The sequence below is a fragment of the Amycolatopsis sp. NPDC059021 genome (genome assembly GCF_042739895.1).
In the GTDB taxonomy this organism is placed as follows: Bacteria; Actinomycetota; Actinomycetes; order Mycobacteriales; family Pseudonocardiaceae; genus Amycolatopsis.
In genome coordinates this window covers 1-20,260 of record NZ_JBHYIQ010000146.1, presented here as the reverse complement: position 1 = coordinate 20,260, position 20,260 = coordinate 1, and the positions used below count along the sequence as shown (strand labels likewise).

Here is a 20,260-nt window from a genome sequence, read left to right as displayed (position 1 = left end):
GCGCGGCTGGGCGGGGGTGCGGGGGGGCGCGCGCGAGGTACTGCTCCACCCCCCCCCCCCCGCCCCCCACGGACCACCAGCCAGCGCAGCAGGACACCTCAGCGGACCCGCCCGCACCGAGGGACGCCTTCAGTGCGTTCGCCGCACCGAGGGACGCCTTCAGTGCGTCGAACGCACCAAGGGCGTCCCTCGGCACCTCCCGCAAGCCACCCGAGCCACACCGCAACCCCACCCGTGCCGCAGCCCCCACCATCGCATGCTCTGAAGGCCACCTTGAGGGCGTCTGACGCTCTCAAGGTGGCCTTCAGAGCACCGCGAAGGAATGAACGGAAGATTCAGGACGGCCTGAGGCCCCCTACCCAAACACAGTACGGGAGGGGGCCGACAGAAAGCGTCAGCAGAGGCAGCTGCCGTCGAAGGTGATGGTGTTGCCGTCTTCGAGACTCGCCGAGCCGGTGAAGCGGATCTCGAACTCGCCGGGCTCGGTCAGGAGCACCTTCGGGGAAGACGCCGAGCCGTCCGCGCCCGTCTTGGCCGAGGCCGTTTCCCCGCCGCCCTCGAAGACGAGGACGTTCTTCGGCCGCGCCGCCCGCACGTAGAAGTTCACCGGCACCCCGGCCGCGGGCTGGCCGTTCTCACCGATCACCCGCACCACGAACGGTTCACCCGGCGTCTTCGACGCCAGCCGCTGGCCGTTCCCCGAGAGGATTCCCAGCGTCCGCCCACCGGCCGCCCAGTGGTTCGCCAGTCCGGTCAGCGAACAGACCTCCTGGTACAGCCGCGCCCCCGCCGTCGCCGACTCCGCGGTCAGGCACCGCCCGGACGCCACGTTCGCGATCTCCACCAGCCCCGGCGTCCCCGCGATCCGGCGCCACTGCTGCAGGCGATCCTTGTCGTCGCACGCCGCGACCTTCACCGCGACCCCGTCCACCGGGCTCTGCGCCGCCATGCACTGTCCACTCGCGACACTCTTGTAGTGCTGCGTTCCCTTGTCATAGGTCCATTTCGCGTTCGCGGCCTTCGCGTCGGCCAGCAGCGGCTTGCCGTCCGTGACCGCGAGCGACAACGTCCCGCCGCCATCGGCCAGATACACCGGCGCGCCCTCGTCAGCCGAAGCAACAGCCGGAACCGTGAAAACCCACAAAGCGACCAGAGCCAGCACCCGCCGCACAGCACTCCCTCCGCAGAAACACCTGCATCGGGCATAACAGCGCCCCGCGGCCGACACCAGCAGATCCACCCCATCGAGCGGGACCTACAACCGCCCGGCCGCCTTCAACGCCAGATACCGATCCGCCAGCGCGGGCGGCAATTCTTCCGGGACAGCGTCCACGACATCGACACCGCGACGCCCCAGCCTCGCCGTGACCTGCTGACGTTCGGCCAGAACCCGCGAAGCCGCCGCAGCGTCGTACACCGCTTCGGCGTCACCACGCCCCCGCGCCATCTCGGCCACGCGCGGATCCGAAACCGACGCGATCAGCAGCTGATGCCGCGAGGTCAGCGAACTCAGCACTGGGAACAGGCCCTCCTCCAACGGCGCCGCGTCCAGCCCGGTCAGCAGCACCACCAGCGCGCGCCGCCGCGTCCGCAGCAGCACCTCGGCCAGCATCCCCCGCGCGTCCGTCTCCACCAGCGACGGCTCCAGCGGCGCCATCGCGTTCACCAGCGAAGGCAGCAACGACGACGAACTCCGCACCTCCGCCCGTACCCGCCGGTCGTAGGCCAGCAGATCGACGCGGTCCCCCGCCCGCGACGCGAGCGCCGCCAGCAGCAACGCGGCGTCCATCGCCGCGTCCAGCCGCGGCGCGTCCCCGACTCGGCCCGCCGACACCCGGCCGGTGTCCAGCACCAGCACCACATGCCGGTCCCGCTCGGGCCGCCAGGTGCGCACCATGACGTCGGCCGCACGCGCCGTCGCCCGCCAGTCGATCGAGCGGACGTCGTCGCCGATCACGTACTCCCGCAGCGAATCGAACTCCGTGCCCTGACCGCGCACCAGCACCGCGTTGCGCCCGTCCAGCTGCTGCAACCGCGCCAGCCGCGACGGCAGGTGCTTGCGCGAGCCGAACGGCGGCAGCACCCGCACCGTCCATGGCACCGCGTGCGAACCCTGCCGCGCCGCGAGCCCCAGCGGCCCGTATGACCGCACCGTGACCCGGAATGCCTGCCGGTCACCCCGCCGCGTCGGCCGCAACGCCGTCGTCAGCCTTCGACGCTCACCAGCAGGAAGAGAAAGGCGATGCCGATCCTCGGCGCCGGCACTCGGCGGCCACGCGTCGCGCACCAGCCCGCGCACCCGGCGACGTCCCGGATTCGCCACCAGCAGCTCGACCGACGCCGGTTCCCCGAGCCGCACCGAAGTGTCCCCCGACCGCGTGAACGTCAGCCGCCGCACACTCCCCGCGAACGCGAGATCGACGAGCACCAGCACGACCAGCACCGCGCCCACCACGAGCAGACCCGTGCCCGAGGGCAGCAGCAACCCGACCGCCAGCGCCCCGAACAACGCCAGCGCGCCGAGCCTCCCGGAAACCGCCATGACCAGAGCCTAGGCCCGGGCGGCAGTCCCGCCGCCCGGGCCTGCCTGCGGGATACTCCCTGACGCTCCCCGCACCGAACTACCGCAAGACGTTCACCGGAGGCATGAACCCGTGGTCACGCTAGAGGTCTGGTACGACCAGGAGCCGGAGAACGACTTCAGCCCTGGTGACCCGGCGCTCGTCGTCAGCACCCCGGCCGAGCTGGACGAGTTGATCGACCGCATTCTCGCGGAGACGGCCGAGCACGTTGCCCCACCGATGATTCAAGTCGCCATCGCCGGGGTAAAGCGTTCGCCTGTCCTCGAAGTCGGCCTCGGCCAGGACAAGGGTTTCATCGGGTACATCTCCCGGACGGAAGGTGGCGCGACCCACGGCGAGGGCGACCCGGACACCCTGGTCGACTACATCTACATGAGCAATCACAGCCAGGTTCCGGCCAGCACCGAGGTTCCGCTGGACACTGTGCGCCGTGGGCTGCACGAGTTCCTGGCCACCGGGCAGCGGCCCAGCATCGTGCAGGCCGACGGCGCTTCCTGACTGCGGCCTCGCTCGACCGGTCGGGAACGGCGAGTTCGCGTGCGTGAACGGCGAACTCGCGTGACCAGATGGAGAACTCGCGTGACCAGACGGACGACTCGCGTGCTTGGAGGGTCGGTTAGGTCAAGTCGTCGAATTCGCCGGATTTGACGCCGTTCAGGTAGGCGGACATTTCGGCGCGGGTGAAGAAGACCGCGCCGGAGCCCGGGTGGTTGCTGTTGCGCATGGCGATCCGGCCGTCGGGCAGGGGGGCGACCTCGACACACGCACCGTTGCCCGCACTGAAGCTGGACTTGCGCCAGGCGACCCCGGTCAGGTCCACGTCGCTCCAAGTACGCTCGGTCATCTCAACTCCTCCGCTATTGCGGCGATTCGCTTCCGTGAGGCAGCCGGGCTCAGCGCCAGGCCACGCAGGTGTTCCAAGTCTATCTGGTGTGCCTTGACCTCCCGAGGTTCCTCCAGATAGACGCTCCCGGTGTGGTACTCGATGTACACCAGTCCCGGATCACCTTCCGTAGGGAAGCCCATGATGATGAACGACCCCCGGATTCCGGGGTGCGCATCGACCTCCTGCGGCAGAACCTGCACAGTGATCCGCGGTCGCGCAGCCATTCGGTGCAGGTGTTCCAGCTGTCCCCGCATGGTCTCTTTCCCACCGAATTTGGCACGTAAGGCGGCCTCACTGACGACGAACCACAGTCGCGGCGCATCCTTACTGTCGAGAATTCCCTGACGCGCCAAGCGAACCTCGACGGCCTGTTCAACATCCGCATCAGGCAGCTCCGGGTTGCCGCCCTGCGCCACGGCCGTCGCGTAGTCCTTGGTCTGCAACAAACCGTGGATCAGCTGCGGGTCCCAGACATAGATCTCCGACGCGCCCTGTTCCAGGCCGACGTACAGCGAGAACCAGCTTGGTAGGGCGTCGGCGTGGCTTTCCCACCAGCCCTTCTTGCGCGCGTCCTTCGCTGCCTGGAGGTAGAACGGCCAGCGTTCCTCCGGCACCCGGTACATCGGCAGCAGGATCTCTTCGAGATCGCGGACCTTCGGCGCGACGACGGCGGTCTCCAGATGGCCGATCTTCTGCGGCGAGCACCGGATCGCCTTCGCGACGTCGACCCGCTCCAGGCCCGCTTCCTTGCGAAGCCGCAGCATCTCGTGGGAAAGCCAGCGCAGCCACACCGTGGGACTCGACGTCATCGTGCCAGCCTCTCGTTCACCCGAATTGATTATACTCTAAATTTAGCATCTAGGTTTAGAGTCGATGTACACATCCGGTAGTCACTCGACCACGAACCGCAGGAGACGCGATGCTATCCCACGACCGGCACTCCCATCCGCTCGACGCGCTGGTGAACGATCCGAGCGGCAAGAAGCCCATGTGCGACAAGAAAACCTTCGCGTCGATGCTCGACATCATCGCCGCCGAGAACGCACCCCGGCTGTTCGCGATCTTCCAGGAGTACGGCGACCGAGTGGACGCCAAGGTCGCGGGCTGGGGCATGGCCTTCGAGGAGCACGCCGAAGTCGTCAGCGTGGACCGCTCACTGCGGATCGGGCTGGACGAGCCGCGAAAAGCGCTGCCCAGCTTCAACTTCGGCACACACATCCGCGCCCGGCTGGTCTGGGTCGACCCGGCCGCCGCCCGCCCCGCGCCGGAACTGGACTGAGCGGGACCTCAGCGCGGCACGGCGACCGAAGCGAGCACCCGGTCCAGCACGCCGTCGGCGGTCACGCCCTCCAGTTCCGCCTCCGGCCGCACGTCGAGCCGATGCCGCAAAGCCGGACGCGCCAACGCTTTCACGTCGTCCGGCGTCGCGTAGTCCCGGCCGGCCAGCCACGCCCACGCCCGCGACACCGCGAGCAACGCCGTCGCACCACGCGGCGAAACACCGAGCCGCACCGAGGGCATCTCCCGCGTTGCCCGGCAGAGATCGACGACGTACCCGATGACCTCGGGCCCCACCGTCACGTTCGCCACCGCGCGCCGGGCGGCAGCCAGCTCCGAAGCACCCGCCACCGGACGCACCCCGGCCGCCGCCAGATCCCGCGGATCGAAGCCCTGCGCGTGCCGCAGCAGGATCCCGATCTCGTCGTCCCGCCCCGGCGCCGGCATCGTCAGCTTCAGCAGGAACCGGTCCAGCTGCGCCTCCGGCAGCGGATACGTCCCCTCGTATTCCACCGGGTTCTGCGTCGCGATCACGATGAACGGGTCCGGCAGCGGCCGCGAGCGCCCGTCGATCGAGACCTGCCGCTCCTCCATCGCCTCCAGCAGCGACGACTGCGTCTTCGGCGGCGTCCGGTTGATCTCGTCCGCCAGCAGCAGATTCGTGAACACCGGGCCTTCACGGAAGGAGAACTCGCCGCTGTGCGCGTCGTACACAATGGACCCGGTGACGTCGCCGGGCATCAGGTCAGGCGTGAACTGCACCCGCGTCGTCCCCAGGTCCAGCGCCGCCGCCAAGGCCCGCACCAGCAACGTCTTCGCCACGCCGGGAACGCCTTCGAGCAGCACGTGCCCCCGGCACAGCAGCGCGAGGATCAGCCCGGTGACCGCCGCGTCGTTGCCCACCACGGCCTTGCCGACCTCGGCGCGCAACGCGATCAGCGCGTTACGCGCCTCGACCGGCCCGATCTGCGTTTCCGTACCGCTCACAACCGCTCCACTTCACTCTCGAGCTTGTCCAGTTCGTCCGCCAGCCGCACCAGCGCGGGATCGTCCGCGGGCGGCGGCCCGTAGAGCACCGCCCCGACCTCGGCGCCGCTCCGCCCGCTGCGCGCACTCACCGTTTCGACCACCGCCGCCGGACCGGCGTCCGGCGGCAACCCCAGCACGGAACGCAGCCGCGACCGCGACGCCTCCCGCAATGTCTCCGCCGCGTGCCCGGCCGCCCGGCCCCGCCGGTACAGCCGCGCCCGGCCCTCCGCGGCCTCCGCCGCCCGCACGACCACCGGCAACGGCTCCGTCACCACCGGCCCCAACCGCCGCGCCCGCCACAAAGCCAGCAGTACCACCGCGATCCCGGCCTGCAGCGCACCGAACCGCCAGCCTGCGGGAATCAGGTCCGTGATCGACTTCTTGCCACCGGCGAGTGCCGGGTCGTCCGCCGAAGGCAGATACCAGACCACCCGCGGATGCTGTCCCAGCAAGCGCATCGCCAGCGCCGCGTTGCCCTGATCGGCGATCCGGTCGTTCGTCAACGGCGCCGGCGTGCCCAGCACCGTCACCGTCCCGTGCCCGTCGCCCACCTGCACCAGCGCGGCCCCGCCACCATCCCGATAGCACAACCGTGCACCAGGATCCGTTGCGTGATAACGGATTCCGCCCATCGTGGCGTCCCCGGCCGCGACCGCGGCGCCGACCGTGCAGGCCGGTGCGAGCGTGCGGACCTCGCCATCGCCGATGGCCTGGACGCCCGGCAACAGTCCTTTGAGGACTTCCGGGCCGGGCGCCACGAGCACCACGTGAGCGGACCGCTTCCGGAGTTCGGCGAGTTCCCCTGGCGGCACCAGATCCGGCTGGGTGACCAGCAAGGTCGCGTTTTCGAGCGCACCGGAGGCGTCGGCGAGCGTGTGCACCGCGCGGACGTCCACCCTCTCGGACCCGAGCAGCTTCGCCAGCGCGCGGCTGCCTTCCGGCTGGTACGAACCGGGCTCGAGCGCACCGGTCGTCTGATCGCCCCTGCTCAGCAGGAGCACCAGCCCGGTCACGAAAACCAGCAGCAGCAAGGCCAGCGGGACTCGCGCCCCACGCCAGATCCGGCGCAGATCCGGCGAAACCGAAGTACTCACGAAATCGCCACCGGACGGGCCTTCCGGCACCGATCGTCCAAATCGGACAGAAAGCGATAGGAGTCCTCGGTGCCGGGACGCCCGCCGTAGTGGACGTCGTCGAAGCGCCGCGCGCCGTCCCGTAACGCCCCGGCCAGCTCCCGCAGCACCGCGCCCGCCTCGGCGGCGGCTTCGTCCGCGGTCCGTCCCGACCGGACGTCGAGCACCGCGCGTTCCTCCAGATCCCGCACCACGGCACGGAATCGCTCCCGCACGGCGTCGGCGAAGTCCCCGCGCGCGGCGGCCTCGGCGGAGGCACGCCGGTGGTCGGCGGCATTCCGCCGCGCGCCATGGAACACCGGCTGCGACGCCCGCGACGCGCGAGCCACCTTGCCCACCCGCAGCCGGATCACCACCGCGAGCACGATGAGCAGCACCACGATCAGCAGCAGCCCGAAGATCCCGCCGGGCACCACCTGGGACACCGTCTCCAGGAATTCCTCGATCCGCGCGCCGATCCAGTTCGCCGCCTGCTGCAACAACCCGGGCCGCGCCGCCGCGTACCCCGGATCACGCAGCTCCTCGATCGCGCGCAGCCGCGCGGTGTCCCGGTCGATGTCCCCCGGGACGTCGGCGGCGAACGGGCCGATCACCGCGGCGGCGTCATCCCGGCCGCGCGGGCCAGCTCGATGTCCATCCCCTCCCGGCGCATCCGCTGGTCGATGTAGACGAGCACGGTGACCAGCGAGGTGAACGGCGCGACCACGGTCTGCACGATCACCGAACCGACCGAGGACAGCAGCAGATCGCCGGTGCTCGGCACCACGACCTTGCCCGGGTTCGTCAGCTGCGAGAACACCCCGGACCCGATGTTGAACGGCACCTGGATGATCGAGCTGATCATCCAGCCGATCAGCGCCGCGAGCAGCAGGATGCCGAGCACCCGCCAGAACGAGCCCGACACCAGCTTCACCGACCGCGAGAACGCCTGCCGCACGGTGCCGCGTTCCAGAATCAGCGCCGGGCTCGCCAGCGCCCAGAAGATGTACGGGATCACCGCGGGCAGCAGGCAGAAGGCCGCGGCGACGATCGTCGCCAGCGTGTACAGCACTGTCAGGCCCAGCAACGGCAGCAAGCGCGGCGCGACCGCCCGCATCGACGTCTTGAAGTCGACCGGGCGTCCCAGTACCGCCTTACCCGCCACCTCGGTGAGGAATCCACTGAGGAACGTGTGCCCGAGCAGGGTGATCACGAGCGTCGGCAGCAGCGTGAGCAGCGCGTCGCCGAGCAGGCCGAACGCGGCGTTCCGCAGTTCCTGCTCGGTCGCGCCCGGCCCCAGCCTGGCGACCTGTTCGAGGTCCGGCAGCACCAGCGACGACACCAGCAGCTGCAGCGCGGACGTGATCACCGCGACCACCGCCGAGATCCCCAGGATCATCAACGGATAGCGGCGGATGGTCGTGATCGAGCCGTCGAGGATGTCGCCCAGGTTCAGCGGCCGCAGCGCGATCACGCCCGGTTTGCCCAGCCCGTGCGGATTCCACTGTGCCTGCTGCGGATAGCCGGGGTAGCCCGGCGGTGGCTGCGGGGGCGGCGGTCCGCCCGGCGCCTGCCACTGCGTCTGCGGCGGCCCCGGCGGCGGTCCAGCGCCCGGCGCCGACGTGCCCTCCGGCCCGGACGTCGTGCCCGGCGCGGGAGACTCCGGCGATTCCCGTGTGGACGCGGCGGGCTGCCCCGGCGTCCCGCCCGGCGCCTGCCACTCCGTCTGCGGCGGCCCCGGCGGCGGCCCGGCACCCGGCACCGGCGTCCCCTCCGGCGCGGAAGACTCCGGCGTCGCGGCCTCCGGCTGCGCGGGGATGCCCTGCTTGGGTGTTTCGGCCCCTTCCGGCTCTGGCGAGCCTCCGGTCTGCGTCATCGCGCCCCTCGTCTCCGACATCGGTTGACAACACTCTTCCAGAGCCCCGCAAACCGGGCCAGAGCTGGGGGGACGTCCGTGCCCGGCGTGCACCGGCGCGGGCGGGAGGAGACGATTGCTGGGGACCGACCCCGTTCCCCCGATATGCTGAACGCGGACTGGGCCCGACCGGCCCGCTCCGACCGCTGTGACCTCTAGAACCGGGACCGCATCGATGACGCAACCGCCCCACGGCAACCTGCCGCCGCGCGGCCCCGTCCAGCCGCCGCCCGTGCCGGGCCCGCCACCGGCGGCGCCATGGCCCCCGGGCCAGCACCACCACTACCCCGCGCCCCCGCCGCGCCGCTCGCCCGGCGCGATCATCGGCATTTGCCTCGGCGCGGTCGCCGTCCTCGTGCTCGGCCTGGTCGCCATCGTCGCGCTCAACAAGAACGACACCCCGGTCGCGTCCACCGGCTACCAGAACACGCCCTCCCCCTCGGCTCCCAGCGAACTTCCCCCGGCGGGCGCGTCGTCACCGCAGTCGGCCACCGCCACCGCGCCGCCCTCGATGTCGTCGTCGGCGCCCAGCAACGAAGGTCCGCAGAAGATCCTCAAGCTGGCCGACCACCCGATCCTGCTGGACAAGAACGCCGGCCTGCAGAACCGCGTCTGCGACCTGCCGCCGTGGCAGAGCACCCAGAGCGGCGCGGAGGCCTTCTTCACCGCCGCCAGCAACTGCCTCAACGCGGCGTGGGGCCCGTTCCTGCAGGCCTACCACCTGCCGTTCACCCCGCCTTCGCTGCACTTCCCCACCGGCGCCAGCTTCGAGACCGAATGCGGCACCATCCAGGTCGGCATCGCCACCGCCGCCTACTACTGCGAGAACAACCTGTACGTGCCGTTCCGCGGGCTGCAGACCGATCAGTACGGCAACAACCCCGGCGTCTACCTCGCGCTGTTCGCCCACGAGTACGGCCACCACGTCCAGGAGGTCGCCGGGCTGATGGACGCCGCGTGGCAGAAGATCTACGAGGCAGGACAGAACAGCCCGGCCGGGCTGGAGATGTCACGGCGCAAGGAACTGCAGGCCCAGTGCTTCTCCGGGATGTTCCTCGGCGCCCACGTCGACCAGGGCGGCACGGTCACCCGCGACATGTACAACAAGGCGTGGAACGACCAGGAAACCCGCGGTGACAACACGTCGCACAGCCGCGACCACGGCACCAACGCACATTACGCGGCGTGGTGGCGGGCGGGCGCGACCAACAACCGGATCACCGACTGCAACACCTTCGCCGCCCCGGCGTCCGAGGTCAGCTGACCGCCACGCGCGGGCCGCGCACGTAGAGGAAGACGTAATACGCGCCGGCAAAACAGCTGAACACCAGCAGCGCGAGCCCGAGCGGCATCCGCAGATCGCTCGACCCCTGTGACGTCTTCGCCGCGCGCACCGCGAGGGTGCCTTCGGCCGCCGCGCCGCTGGGCACGCTGACCTCGACACGCTCGCCGGGACCGTGGCCGCAGCCGCTCAGCGTGCCCTCACGGTTCTTGCCCTCGAAGGAGAACCGGACGGTCTCCACCGGATCGGGCATCGTGCACGTGGTGGGCTTGACGATCTCCGCCTGCACCGAGGTCCCGGTGTCGGCCGTGTCGATCCCGAACAGCCCCGGCCCGCTGAACCAGGCGAGAAAAACGACCACGGCGCCGACGACGGCGGGTATCGCCACCGAGGTCCACCGCAGGGCGGGCTGTCTGACAGGGTCCGGACGCACGCCGCCCATGGTTCCAGATCCCGGCGGCGAAACCCACCGCGGCGTCGGCGGCTCACCCGCCTCAGCGCTCGATCTTCTCCGCGGACGTCACCTTTTTCACATACAGCAGGCGGTCACCCGGCTCGATCGCGTCCGCCTGCGGGGCGTCCACCCGGTACAGCGTGCCGTCGCGGACCACGCCCAGCACGATGTCCGGCAGATGCCGCGGCGAGCCGCCCTCCTCCGACGGCTCGACCGCGCGTTCCGCGATCGCCAGCCCCGACTCCGGGGTCAGCAGGTCCTCGACCATGTCCACCACCTGCGGCGTCGAGGTCGCCATCCCGAGCAGCCTGCCCGCGGTCTCGCTCGACACCACGACCTGGTTGGCCCCGGACTGCTTGAGCAGGTGGACGTTCTCCGCCTCCCGCACCGACGCCACGATGTGGGCCTTCGGCGCCAGCTCGCGCGCGGTGAGCGTCACCAGCACGGCGGTGTCGTCCCGGTTCGGGGCCACCACGACGGCCCTCGCGTGCTGCACCCCGGCCACCCGCAGCACGTCCGAGCGGGTCGCCGAACCGTGCACGGTGACCAGGCCGAGCGCGCCGGCGGCGTCCAGCGCCTGCTGGTCGGTGTCGACGACGACGATCTGGTGCGCCGCGAGGTCCTCGTCCCCGAGCAGCGATTTGACCGCCGACCGGCCCTTCGTGCCGAACCCGACGACGACGGTGTGATCCCGCACCTTCGTCCTCCACTTCTGGATCTTGAAAGCCTGCCGGGAGCGTTCGGTGAGCACTTCCAGTGTCGTCCCGACCAGGACGATGAGGAAGAGCACCCGCAACGGCGTGATCACCAGGACGTTCACCAGCCGCGCCGACGACGTCACGGGGGCGATGTCGCCGTAGCCGGTGGTCGAGAGCGAGACGGTCGCGTAGTACAGGCTGTCCAACAGGGACAGTCCGTCGCCGTTCGCGTCCCGGTAGCCGTCGCGGTCGAGGTAGACGATCAGCACGGTCGCCAGCAGGGCGAGCATCGCGCCGATGATGCGTTTGACGATCGAACGCATCGGGCTGACCGTCAGTTCCGGCATCCGGATCACGCCGACCAGCTCGTGGTCGGGACGGTCGCTGAGCAGGCCGCTCAGCTGCAAACGCTTCAGGCCCTTCATGCACCGGCTCCGCGCGGACGGTGTGCGGCGTCACTCACACCGGCGAGACTAACGGAGAGCAGCCCGTCTTGCCGCATGTCAGAGTGTTCGGCATGCCAGCGAATTCTCAGCATTCCCAGCGACCGGCAAAGCTGCTCGCGGGACTGCTCGTGACCGGCGGGATCCTGCACTTCGTCATGCCCAAGCCGTACGACGGGCTGATCCCGAAGCAACTGCCCGGCAGCGCCCGTGCCTGGACCTACGGCTCCGGCGTCGCCGAGATCGCGGTCGGTGCCGCCGTCGCGGTCCCGCGTACCCGCCGCCTCGGCGGTCTCGCCGCCGCACTGTTGTTCCTCGGCATCCTGCCCGGCAACGTCAAGATGGCCCTCGACGCCGAACGCCGCCGCGCCCCGCTTCCCTTCCGCGTCGCCGCCTGGCTCCGCCTCCCCCTCCAGCTCCCCCTGGTCACCTGGGCCCTGAAGGTCCGCGACCGCGCGTGATCCGCCAGAGATCCCGCGTGCCCCGCCGGAGGTCTCACGTGATCAGACGGAGATCTCGCGTGATCGGGCGGGGTCCTCGGCCAATCACGTGAGATCTCCGTTCAAGCACGCGAGATCGCCGGTGGATCACGTGAGGTCGCCGGTGGATCACGACTCGGGGATGGTGCGGAGGAGGTCTCGGAGGCCGTCGGCGTCGAGGAGATCGGCGGGGCGGACGGTGTGGTCGTGCCGGACGTAGTGGAAGGCCGCGCGGACGCGGTCGACCGGGATCTTGTTCAGCGCGGCCCAGGCCAGCCGGTACGCGGCGAGCTGAACGGCCAGCGCGGGCATCCGGTCCTCGCCCGGCACGGCGCCGGTCTTCCAGTCGAGCACCGTCCAGCCGCCGTCCGGATCGGCGAACACGGCGTCCATCCGGCCCCGCACGGTGATTCCTTCGACCTCGGCGGAGAACGGGACCTCCACCGCGTGCGGCACCCGCCGGGACCACTCGCTCTTCTCGAACGCCGCCTGCAACGCCTCCAGCTCCGTGTCCGGCGCCTCCCCGACATCGGCCGCGCCGGGCAGGTCGTCGATCTCCCACAGCTGTTCGCCGGAAAAGCGCTGCTCCAGCCAGCCGTGGAACGCGGTGCCGCGGCGTGCGAAGGTGTTGGGACGCACTGGAAGCGGACGACGCAGCCGCTGCGCGAGCAACTCGGCGTCGTCGGCGAGCGCGACCAGCTGGCTCACCGAAAGATGCGAAGGCAGCGCGACCCGCTGGACCCGGTCCTTGGTCCGCGCGTACTCGGCGAGCAGGACGTCGGTGTCGGCGATCCAGCCGTCCGGATCGTCCACAGTGTCCTGATCGTCCTCAGCGTCCCCGATGCTCTCCGTGTCCTCAGTGGACTCTGTGGACTCCTCGGATTCCTTGTCCGCTTCGGAAGGCGGTTCCTCCACAACGGACTCCATGGCCGCGCGCACCAGGTCGACGCCGCTCGCCACGCCGGTCCGCCGGTCGCCCAGCGGATCCACCGGCCACCGCGCCGTCCGGGAGTCGGACACCAGCGGGTTCTCGTCGTCCCCGTCCGGCTGATCCGCCCAGACACCGAGATGGCCGACTTCCTCCGAGCGCAGGACATCCGCGATCTCGGTCAGGAACTCCGAAGGCCCCTTCGGACGCGTACTGCTCTCGTTCCACCAGTGCCCGGAGACGATCAGCGCGTGCTCGGACCGCGTGAGCGCGACGTAACACAGCCGCCGCTCCTCGTCCGCTTCCTTCGCCGCGAAGCCTTCCTCGTGCAGTTCGAGGCCTTCCTGCACTTCCTTGCGGTCGTACCCCTCGGCGACCCGCAGCTCCGGCAGGTCCTCCGAGTCACCCCGTAACGCGGCGGGCAGCGCCGTCGACGTCCGCAGCCACGACGACGACCTCCGCTTGCCGGGGAACACCTCCTGCACCAGATGCGGGACCGCGACGACGCGCCATTCCAGCCCCTTGGACGAATGCACGGTGAGCACCTGGACCCGGTCCGGGACGACCTCGACCTCGCCGGGCGTCAGGCCGTCCTCGGCGTGCGCGGCCGTGTTCAGATAGTCCACAAAGGACAACAGGGTCGCCGTCGGCGCGGTTTCGGCGTAGTCGGTGACGACCTCGGCGAACGCGTCCAGATGCGCCCGCCCGGCGGATCCCGGACGTGCCAAGGATTCGACGTCGAGCAGCATCGTCCGCTCGACGTCGGCGACCAGTTCGGGCAGCGACTGGTCGAGCCTGCGCCGCAACGCCGTCAGCTCCCGGCCGACCCGCAGGATGCGCCGGTAGCCGTCGGGCGAATACCGTTCCTCCACACCGGGATCGTCGATCGCGTCGATCAGTCCCGCCTGCTCGGCGCGCTCGGTGACCAGCTCGGGAGTGTCGGATTCCTTTCCAGCGGCGGGAACCGGCGAGGAAAGCTCCCCTGCCCGCCGCCACAACGCCGCGAGGTCGGCCGCCGCCAGTCGCCAGCGCGCGCCGGTCAGCAGCCGCGCCGCCGCGCTCCCGGCCAGCGGATCGGCCAGCACCCGCAAGGTGCTGACCAGGTCGGCGACCTCGGGCTCGTCGAGCAGCCCACCGAGCCCGACGACCTCCACCGGCAGCCCGCGGGCCCGCAGTTCGGCCGCGATCGGCGCCATGTCGGCGCGGCGCCGCACCAGCACGGCCGCGGTCGGCGGCTTCCCGGTCTCCTCCTTCTCGGCGAACCAGCGCCGCGCGAGCGCGTCGGCCACCCACTCTCGTTCGGCGCGGATGTCCGGCAGCAGCGCGCAGGCGATGTCCGCGGGTCCCGCGCCGTCACGCGCACGCAGCCGCTCGACGCCGAGACCGCGGGCCCGCAGCGGTTCGGAGATCGCGTTGGCGAGGTCGAGGATCTCGGCCGGATTGCGGAAACTGGTCAACAGCCCGAAATCGTGCGCGGGCACGAGACGTTCGCCGTCGTGGCGCGGGAAGTCCGTGGTGAAGCGCGGCAGGTTCGCCGCGCTCGCGCCCCGCCAGCCGTAGATCGCCTGCGCCGGGTCGCCGACTGCGGTCACCGGCATCGGCGGATGCTCGACGCCGCCGAACAACGCGCGCAGCAGCACGCGCTGCGCGTGCCCGGTGTCCTGGTACTCGTCGAGCAACACCGCGCCGTAGCGTTCCCGTTCGCCCGCGACCACGGCCGGATAACCGCCGGCGAGCTGCGCGGCCAGGGACATCTGGTCGGCGAAGTCGAGTGCGCCCTCGGCCCGTTTGCGCCGGTGGTATTCCTCGACCAGCGGCAGCAGCGCGAGCCGGAACCGTTGCGCCGCCATGATTTCGGTGAGCTTGACCGGCAGCGCGGCCCGCTGTCCCTTTGCTCTCGGGGCGTTCTCGATGACATCGCACAGCCACGACGTGTACTGCGCGAGCCGCTCGGTGGACACCATGTGCTCGCCGAGTTCGCCCGCCAGCGCCAGCAGTTGCGCGGTCACCGTGGACGGCACGCGGTCGGTGTCGAGGTCATTGTCCCAAGTGGACACCACGCGGTGCGCGATCTGCCACGAGGACGTCTCCGACAGCAGCCGAACGCCGGGCTGCACCGGAAGCCGCAACCCGTGTTCCGACAGCAGACGGCCCGCGTAGGCGTGGTAGGTCAGGACGGTCGGCTCCCCGGCGAGCACGGTGGCGCGCAGGCTGCCACTGGGGTCGAGCCGGTCCAGCAGGCCGGACCCGGCCAGCCGCCGCAACCGCGCGCGGACGCGCTCGCCGAGCTGACGCGCGGCCTTGCGGGTGAACGTCAGGCCCAGAACCCGTTCCGGGGTCACGATTCCGTTGGCGACCAGCCAGACGACGCGCGCGGCCATCGTCTCGGTCTTGCCCGCGCCCGCCCCGGCGACGACGAGCGAGGGCTCGACCGGCGCGGCGATCACGGTGGCCTGTTCCGGGGTCGGGCGGTGCAGGCCGAGCGCGTCGGCGATTTCGGCCGGTTCGACCGGATTCGCGATGAGCAACGGGCTCACGGGCCGGTCACCTGCCTGCCCTCCGGGCGCAGCGGGCAGCAACCGCGGGCCGGGCAGCGATCGCAGTCGGGGTTCTCGTTGGCCTGGTAGTCCGGGCCGACCGCCGCGGCCGCCGCGTCACGGACCAGTTCCAGCCACTGCTTGCCACCCTCTTCGTCGAGCGGCGCCTGATCCCGTTGCGTGGCCCCGGTTTTGTTGTTCGACTTCGCGACGTACACCAGCCGCGCGCCGCCCGGGGTGTCCTTGCCCCCGATCGCACCGAGCAACACGGCCAGCTGGTACGCGGCCAGCTGCGGGTGTGCCTCGGCGTCGGCGCCGGACACCGGGACCTTGCCGGTCTTGATGTCCACGATGACCGGGCGGCCGTCCTTGTCCAGCTCGACGCGGTCGACACGGCCGCGGAGCATGACGCGGACCTCGTCGTCGCCCATCGGCAGCTCGACCTCGATGTCCTGTTCGACGCCTGCCTCGATCAGCTCGCGGCGGCTTTGTTCCAGCCAGGACACGAAGTTCCGCAACATCTGCTCGACGCGGTTGCGTTCCCGGCGGGAGAACCACGGCGCGCCGGCGTCGACCCGTGCCCAGGCGTCGTCCAGCGCGGCCTGCAGCTGTTCCTCCGTGCTGCCACCGGCGACGGCCTGCGCGAGGCCGTGCACCAGCGTCCCGGTGACCGCGGCGAGCTGCGCCGGATCACTGCCGCCGTGCCGCTCGATGAGCCAGCGCAACGGGCATTTGACCAGAATCTCCACTGTGGACGGGGAAACCCTGATCAGGTCACCGGGTTTGTGCACGGGGTCCTCAGTGGACGGTTCGAGCAGCCCGTACCAGGTGTCCGGATGCGCGCCGGGCACCCCGGCCTTCGCCAGCCGGGCCAGCTGGGTGGCCGCGCGCTGCCGGCGTTCGGGATCGCTCTTGTCGTCGCAGACGACCTCTCGCAGCTCGCCGACGAGTTCGGCGAGTACGAGCGAACGTCCCGGCGGCTTCATGCGCGAGTCCAGCGCCCCGTCCTCGGCGCCGTTCTCCTCCAGATCGTCGAGGAATCGCGACGGCTGCTCGTCCTCGCCCGCGACGGCGGTGACCAGCAGCGTCTGCCGCGCGCGCCCGGCCGCGAGGTAGAACAGCCGCCGTTCCTCGGCGAGGATCGGCGCCGTCGCGGAGACCTTGTCATCGTCCACTCCGGACAGCAGGTCGACGAGTTTTTCCACGCCGAGAACGGAACCACGCAGCCGCAGATCCGGCCATGCGCCTTCCTGAACGCCAGCGACGGCGACGACCGTCCATTCGCGACCCGCAGCTGCATGGGCTGTCATCAGCGAGACGCCCTCGGCCGGGATCGCGGCGGGGGCGAGGGTGTCGCCGCCGATGTTCTGCGCGGCAAGGTAGTCCGCGAACGCGGCGACGCTCGCGCGCGGCAGCCTGTCGACATAGCGACCGGCGGCGTCGAACAGTGCGACCACCGCGTCGAGATCCCGGTCTGCCTGCGAACCGAGTGAACCGCCGCGTTCGACCAGCCGCAGCAACCGGTCCTCCTGGCCGCTGGCCTGCCACAGCTCCCATAAGACGTTCTCGACGCCTTCACCGCGCCGCACGGCCTCGCGCGTGACGTGCAGCAGCTTGCCGACACGGCGCACCGGACCCGCTTCGGCGTCCGCCAGCCCGGCGAGAATGTCCCCGCCCTGCAAGGCTTCCACGAGCAGTTCGTCGCTGGAACGCTGACCACCGCCCGCGAGTTCCAGACGCCGCAGGCCGCGTCGAAGGCGCCGCAACGCGAGCGGGTCGGCGCCGCCGAGCGGGGACGACAGCAGCATCTCGGCAAGGTCGACGTCGAGCAGTTCGGGTTCCGCGCCGAGCCGGAGCACGGCCAGCAGCGGCCGGACCGCGGGCTGTCTGGCCAGCGGCAGTTCCTCGGTCGCCGACCCGATCGGCACCCCAGCGGCGCGTAAAGCCCGTTGCAGGACAAGGAAAGTCCGCGCGGGCGAGCGGACCAGCACCGCGATCTCCGACCACGGGACGCCGTCGACGAGGTGCGCGCGGCGCAGCTGATCGGCGATCCAGCTCGCCTCCGCCGCCGGTGTCGGCATCAGCCGGACGCGGACCTTCCCGCCGCGCGCGTCAGGCGAGGAGACGATCTTACGATGCGGCGAAGCGCCGGGGAGCGTCGCGGCGAGTTTCGTGACGGCCGTGCGGATCGCGGGCGCGAGCCGGTGCGACGTGGTGAGCGTGACCGTGCGATCGCCGTCGGGGTCGGCGTCGGCGAACAGCCGAGGATCGGCGCCACGGAAGGAAAAAACGGACTGGTCGGGGTCGCCCGCGACGACGAATTCCTCCGCCGCGTGGCCGATCGCGCGGATCAGCTGGGTCTGCAGCGGATCGAGGTGGTGGCCGTCGTCGACGAACAGATGCCGCACGCGAGACTGCTCCCGCGCGCGCAGTTCCTCGTCGTCCTCCAGAGCCAGCAGCGCGGACGTGACCAGCTCGGCGGCGTCCAGCGCGGGCGCGCTCGCCCGGCCGAGCGCGTTGCCCCCGGCGCCCGAGAGCATCGTGACTTCCTCGTACTGCGACCAGAACTTGCCCGCGGCGACCCATTCCTCGCGATCACGGCGACGGCCCAGCTCGACGAGGTCCTCCGGGCCGAGGCCGCGCTCGGCGGCCCGCGAGAGCAGATCACGCAGTTCCTCGGCGAATCCGGGGACGAGCAGCGCGGGCCGCAACTGTTCGGGCCAGTCCGGCGCGCCCGCTTCGAGGTCACCGGCGAGCAGTTCGCGCACGACGACGTCCTGCTCGGCACCGGCGAGCAAGCGTGGCGCGGGCAGTTCCTCGGCGGCGGCCTCCAAGCGCAGGAGCGCGTAAGCGTACGAATGGACCGTTCGCACCAGGGGTTCGCGGACGGTACGCGGCAGGGGCGAAGTCTGCTCGGGGTCGGACGTCAGGCGTCGCGTGATGTCGGCCCGCAGCGCCTCGGCGGCCTTACGGGACGTGGTGAGCAGCAGAACGCTCTCCGGGTCGGCGCCGTCGGCGATGCGCCGGGCGGCTGCGGAGGCGAGCAGCGCTGTCTTCCCGGTGCCGGGGCCGCCGAGCACGCGCAGGAAGCCCTGCGGCGCGGACAACACTCGCCGGGCGCCGGAATCCCAGGTGAACGTGGGCGTGCCGGGGACCGGCGTGCGCACCAGCCGCGCGCTCGCCTGACCCGTTCTCCGCGCGTTCACATCTGGCATGGAATCACGCGACGCGGCCGTGCCCCCGCACCGGCTCGCCGAAGTGTCGTACCCATGCGGCAAAGTGCACGGCATGGACGACGAACTGCACGAACGGGTGCGGTCGGTGATCGCGGACGTCCCGGCGGGCACGGTCGCCACCTACGGCGACATCGCGGCGCTGGCCGGTGCGCCCTCGCCCCGGCTGGTCGGCCGGATCCTCGCCGAGGACGGGCACGACCTGCCGTGGCACCGCGTGCTGCGTGCGAACGGGACGCCGGCGCCGCATCTGCTGGACGAACAGTTGCAACGATTGCGCGCGGAGGGCGTCTTCCCCGACGACCAGCGCGTTGACCTGCGAAAATACCGATGGCGCCCGGAAGGCGCCGAAGATCACGAACCGGAGGGGCTTTTCTAGGAGCTGTTTTAGGTTAGCCTGCCCTAATGAGCACGAAGGTTGACCGTCCGTCCGTGACCTATCACCACGCACGGGTGACGGTGGTCCAGCGGATCACGCCGCACATGACCCGGGTGACGTTCTCGGCGTCGTCGTTCGGCGAGGTGCCCGCCGGTCCGCCGGATCAGTACGTGAAGGTGTTCTTCCCGCTCGAAGGCCAGGAGGAGCCCCAGCTCCCACCGCCGGTGGCGGGCGACGAGGTGTTGTCGTGGTACCGCACGTACTTGGCGATGCCCGACGACACACGCCCGCCGATGCGGACCTACACCGTGCGCGCGCACCGGCCCGAGCAGTGCGAGATCGACGTGGACTTCGTGCTGCACGGCGACGACGGCCCGGCCTCGGCGTGGGCAGGCCGCGCGACACCCGGTGATCGCGTCGCCTTCGTGGGGCCACACGGGCTGTACAAGGTCCCCGACGACACCGACTGGCAGCTGCTCGTCGGCGATGAGACGGCGCTGCCCGCGATCGGCGCGATCCTGGAAGGCCTCTCGCCGTCCACGCGGGCCTCGGTGTACGTCGAGATCGGCGATGCCGGGGAGCGGCAGACCTTCGACACCCGGGGCTCGGTGGAGCTGCACTGGATCCTGCGCGGCGCCCGCCCGCACGGTGACGCGCTCCTCGACGCCGTCCGCACCGCGGACCTCCCCGGGGGCGCGCCTTACGCGTGGGTGTCGGGCGAAGCGGGCGTGGTGAAGCTCGTCCGCCGACACCTCGTGCAGGAACGCGGTGTCGACAAACGCGCAATCTGCTTCACCGGGTACTGGCGCCACGGCGTGAGCGAAGAAGCCGCGAGCCGCGAAAGCATCCGCAAGATCGAGTCCGGCGAGACTCCCGCCGACGACGACTGATCCCGTTTTCCGTCGGCCTCCGCCCGTAGGCTGTTTGGTAGGGGCCCTGAAGGTGTCCTGAATCTTCCGTTCATTCCTTCGCCGTGCCGTCAAGGCCACCTTGCGGGCATCCGATGCCCGTAAGGAGTCCTTGAC

General features: G+C 70.8%; 18 protein-coding genes. 6 read left to right on the top strand and 12 right to left on the bottom strand.

Annotated features, from left to right (window positions below; translation table 11 throughout):
• Positions 1-394: 394 nt before the first annotated feature.
• Positions 395-1,171: an RICIN domain-containing protein gene (locus ACFWX1_RS44770; protein WP_378396025.1), complete on the bottom strand. Its 777-nt coding sequence runs from the start codon at positions 1,169-1,171 to the stop codon at positions 395-397.
• An 84-nt stretch (positions 1,172-1,255) separates the two neighbouring features.
• Positions 1,256-2,542: a DUF58 domain-containing protein gene (locus tag ACFWX1_RS44765; protein ID WP_378396024.1), complete on the bottom strand. Its 1,287-nt coding sequence runs from the start codon at positions 2,540-2,542 to the stop codon at positions 1,256-1,258.
• 112 nt (positions 2,543-2,654) lie between these two features.
• On the opposite strand from ACFWX1_RS44765, the gene ACFWX1_RS44760 reads away from it, so the two are divergent.
• Positions 2,655-3,080 carry an Imm1 family immunity protein gene (locus tag ACFWX1_RS44760; protein ID WP_378396022.1) on the top strand — a complete coding sequence of 142 codons (426 nt, stop codon included), beginning with the start codon at positions 2,655-2,657 and terminating at the stop codon, positions 3,078-3,080.
• Between the two features lie 118 nt (positions 3,081-3,198).
• On the opposite strand, the gene ACFWX1_RS44755 is transcribed toward ACFWX1_RS44760, so the two are convergent.
• Positions 3,199-3,426, bottom strand: a complete 228-nt coding sequence (locus ACFWX1_RS44755) for a DUF397 domain-containing protein (protein ID WP_378396021.1) — start codon at positions 3,424-3,426, stop codon at positions 3,199-3,201.
• A complete protein-coding gene (locus ACFWX1_RS44750) occupies positions 3,423-4,277 on the bottom strand; it encodes a helix-turn-helix domain-containing protein (protein WP_378396020.1) in 855 nt (284 codons plus the stop codon). Before ACFWX1_RS44750 ends, ACFWX1_RS44755 begins: the two co-directional genes overlap by 4 nt.
• 110 nt (positions 4,278-4,387) lie before the next feature.
• Here ACFWX1_RS44750 and ACFWX1_RS44745 point away from each other — a divergent pair, with 110 nt between their 5' ends.
• A complete protein-coding gene (locus tag ACFWX1_RS44745; protein ID WP_378396018.1) occupies positions 4,388-4,747 on the top strand; it encodes a hypothetical protein in 360 nt (119 codons plus the stop codon).
• 8 nt (positions 4,748-4,755) lie between these two features.
• Here ACFWX1_RS44745 and ACFWX1_RS44740 read toward each other — a convergent pair whose 3' ends face one another.
• The 4 genes from ACFWX1_RS44740 to ACFWX1_RS44725 are packed head-to-tail and all read right to left on the bottom strand — an operon-like array spanning position 4,756 to position 8,763.
• Positions 4,756-5,733, bottom strand: coding sequence for an AAA family ATPase (locus ACFWX1_RS44740; protein WP_378396017.1), 978 nt, complete (start codon positions 5,731-5,733; stop codon positions 4,756-4,758).
• On the bottom strand, positions 5,730-6,869 hold the full coding sequence (locus tag ACFWX1_RS44735; protein WP_378396015.1) for a DUF4350 domain-containing protein: 1,140 nt from the start codon (positions 6,867-6,869) through the stop codon (positions 5,730-5,732). The genes ACFWX1_RS44740 and ACFWX1_RS44735 overlap by 4 nt, the downstream gene beginning before the upstream one ends.
• Complete coding sequence (locus tag ACFWX1_RS44730; protein WP_378396014.1) at positions 6,866-7,501, bottom strand: DUF4129 domain-containing protein; 636 nt, start codon at positions 7,499-7,501, stop codon at positions 6,866-6,868. The genes ACFWX1_RS44735 and ACFWX1_RS44730 overlap by 4 nt, the downstream gene beginning before the upstream one ends.
• On the bottom strand, positions 7,498-8,763 hold the full coding sequence (locus ACFWX1_RS44725) for a hypothetical protein (RefSeq protein WP_378396013.1): 1,266 nt from the start codon (positions 8,761-8,763) through the stop codon (positions 7,498-7,500). Before ACFWX1_RS44725 ends, ACFWX1_RS44730 begins: the two co-directional genes overlap by 4 nt.
• A 214-nt stretch (positions 8,764-8,977) precedes the next feature.
• Between ACFWX1_RS44725 and ACFWX1_RS44720 the strand changes: the two genes are divergently transcribed.
• Positions 8,978-10,066: a neutral zinc metallopeptidase gene (locus tag ACFWX1_RS44720; protein WP_378396012.1), complete on the top strand. Its 1,089-nt coding sequence runs from the start codon at positions 8,978-8,980 to the stop codon at positions 10,064-10,066.
• Here the strand turns inward: ACFWX1_RS44720 and ACFWX1_RS44715 are convergent.
• Complete coding sequence (locus ACFWX1_RS44715; RefSeq protein ID WP_378396011.1) at positions 10,059-10,517, bottom strand: hypothetical protein; 459 nt, start codon at positions 10,515-10,517, stop codon at positions 10,059-10,061. The two genes, ACFWX1_RS44720 and ACFWX1_RS44715, sit on opposite strands and share 8 nt — an antisense overlap.
• 61 nt (positions 10,518-10,578) lie before the next feature.
• Positions 10,579-11,661: a potassium channel family protein gene (locus ACFWX1_RS44710; RefSeq protein WP_378396010.1), complete on the bottom strand. Its 1,083-nt coding sequence runs from the start codon at positions 11,659-11,661 to the stop codon at positions 10,579-10,581.
• 92 nt (positions 11,662-11,753) lie between these two features.
• Between ACFWX1_RS44710 and ACFWX1_RS44705 the strand changes: the two genes are divergently transcribed.
• A complete protein-coding gene (locus ACFWX1_RS44705; RefSeq protein ID WP_378396009.1) occupies positions 11,754-12,140 on the top strand; it encodes a hypothetical protein in 387 nt (128 codons plus the stop codon).
• 147 nt (positions 12,141-12,287) lie between these two features.
• Here ACFWX1_RS44705 and ACFWX1_RS44700 read toward each other — a convergent pair whose 3' ends face one another.
• Positions 12,288-15,623, bottom strand: a complete 3,336-nt coding sequence (locus tag ACFWX1_RS44700) for an ATP-dependent helicase (RefSeq protein ID WP_378396008.1) — start codon at positions 15,621-15,623, stop codon at positions 12,288-12,290.
• On the bottom strand, positions 15,620-18,838 hold the full coding sequence (locus ACFWX1_RS44695; protein WP_378396007.1) for an ATP-dependent helicase: 3,219 nt from the start codon (positions 18,836-18,838) through the stop codon (positions 15,620-15,622). Before ACFWX1_RS44695 ends, ACFWX1_RS44700 begins: the two co-directional genes overlap by 4 nt.
• Positions 18,839-18,911: 73 nt before the next feature.
• Between ACFWX1_RS44695 and ACFWX1_RS44690 the strand changes: the two genes are divergently transcribed.
• Positions 18,912-19,235, top strand: coding sequence for an MGMT family protein (locus tag ACFWX1_RS44690; protein WP_378396006.1), 324 nt, complete (start codon positions 18,912-18,914; stop codon positions 19,233-19,235).
• A gap of 26 nt (positions 19,236-19,261) precedes the next feature.
• On the top strand, positions 19,262-20,125 hold the full coding sequence (locus ACFWX1_RS44685) for a siderophore-interacting protein (RefSeq protein ID WP_378396005.1): 864 nt from the start codon (positions 19,262-19,264) through the stop codon (positions 20,123-20,125).
• The last annotated feature ends 135 nt before the right edge of the window (positions 20,126-20,260 follow it).

Excerpts from the sequence above, each read along its gene's own strand:
- ACFWX1_RS44765 (WP_378396024.1), bottom strand. The coding sequence starts at position 2,542 with ATGGCGGTTTCCGGGAGGCTCGGCGCGCTGGCGTTGTTCGGGGCGCTG.
- ACFWX1_RS44755 (WP_378396021.1), bottom strand. The coding sequence starts at position 3,426 with ATGACCGAGCGTACTTGGAGCGACGTGGACCTGACCGGGGTCGCCTGG.
- ACFWX1_RS44750 (WP_378396020.1), bottom strand. The coding sequence starts at position 4,277 with ATGACGTCGAGTCCCACGGTGTGGCTGCGCTGGCTTTCCCACGAGATG.
- ACFWX1_RS44745 (WP_378396018.1), top strand. The coding sequence starts at position 4,388 with ATGCTATCCCACGACCGGCACTCCCATCCGCTCGACGCGCTGGTGAAC.
- ACFWX1_RS44725 (WP_378396013.1), bottom strand. The coding sequence starts at position 8,763 with ATGACGCAGACCGGAGGCTCGCCAGAGCCGGAAGGGGCCGAAACACCC.
- ACFWX1_RS44720 (WP_378396012.1), top strand. The coding sequence starts at position 8,978 with ATGACGCAACCGCCCCACGGCAACCTGCCGCCGCGCGGCCCCGTCCAG.
- ACFWX1_RS44710 (WP_378396010.1), bottom strand. The coding sequence starts at position 11,661 with ATGAAGGGCCTGAAGCGTTTGCAGCTGAGCGGCCTGCTCAGCGACCGT.
- ACFWX1_RS44705 (WP_378396009.1), top strand. The coding sequence starts at position 11,754 with ATGCCAGCGAATTCTCAGCATTCCCAGCGACCGGCAAAGCTGCTCGCG.
- ACFWX1_RS44695 (WP_378396007.1), bottom strand. The coding sequence starts at position 18,838 with ATGCCAGATGTGAACGCGCGGAGAACGGGTCAGGCGAGCGCGCGGCTG.
- ACFWX1_RS44690 (WP_378396006.1), top strand. The coding sequence starts at position 18,912 with ATGGACGACGAACTGCACGAACGGGTGCGGTCGGTGATCGCGGACGTC.
- ACFWX1_RS44685 (WP_378396005.1), top strand. The coding sequence starts at position 19,262 with ATGAGCACGAAGGTTGACCGTCCGTCCGTGACCTATCACCACGCACGG.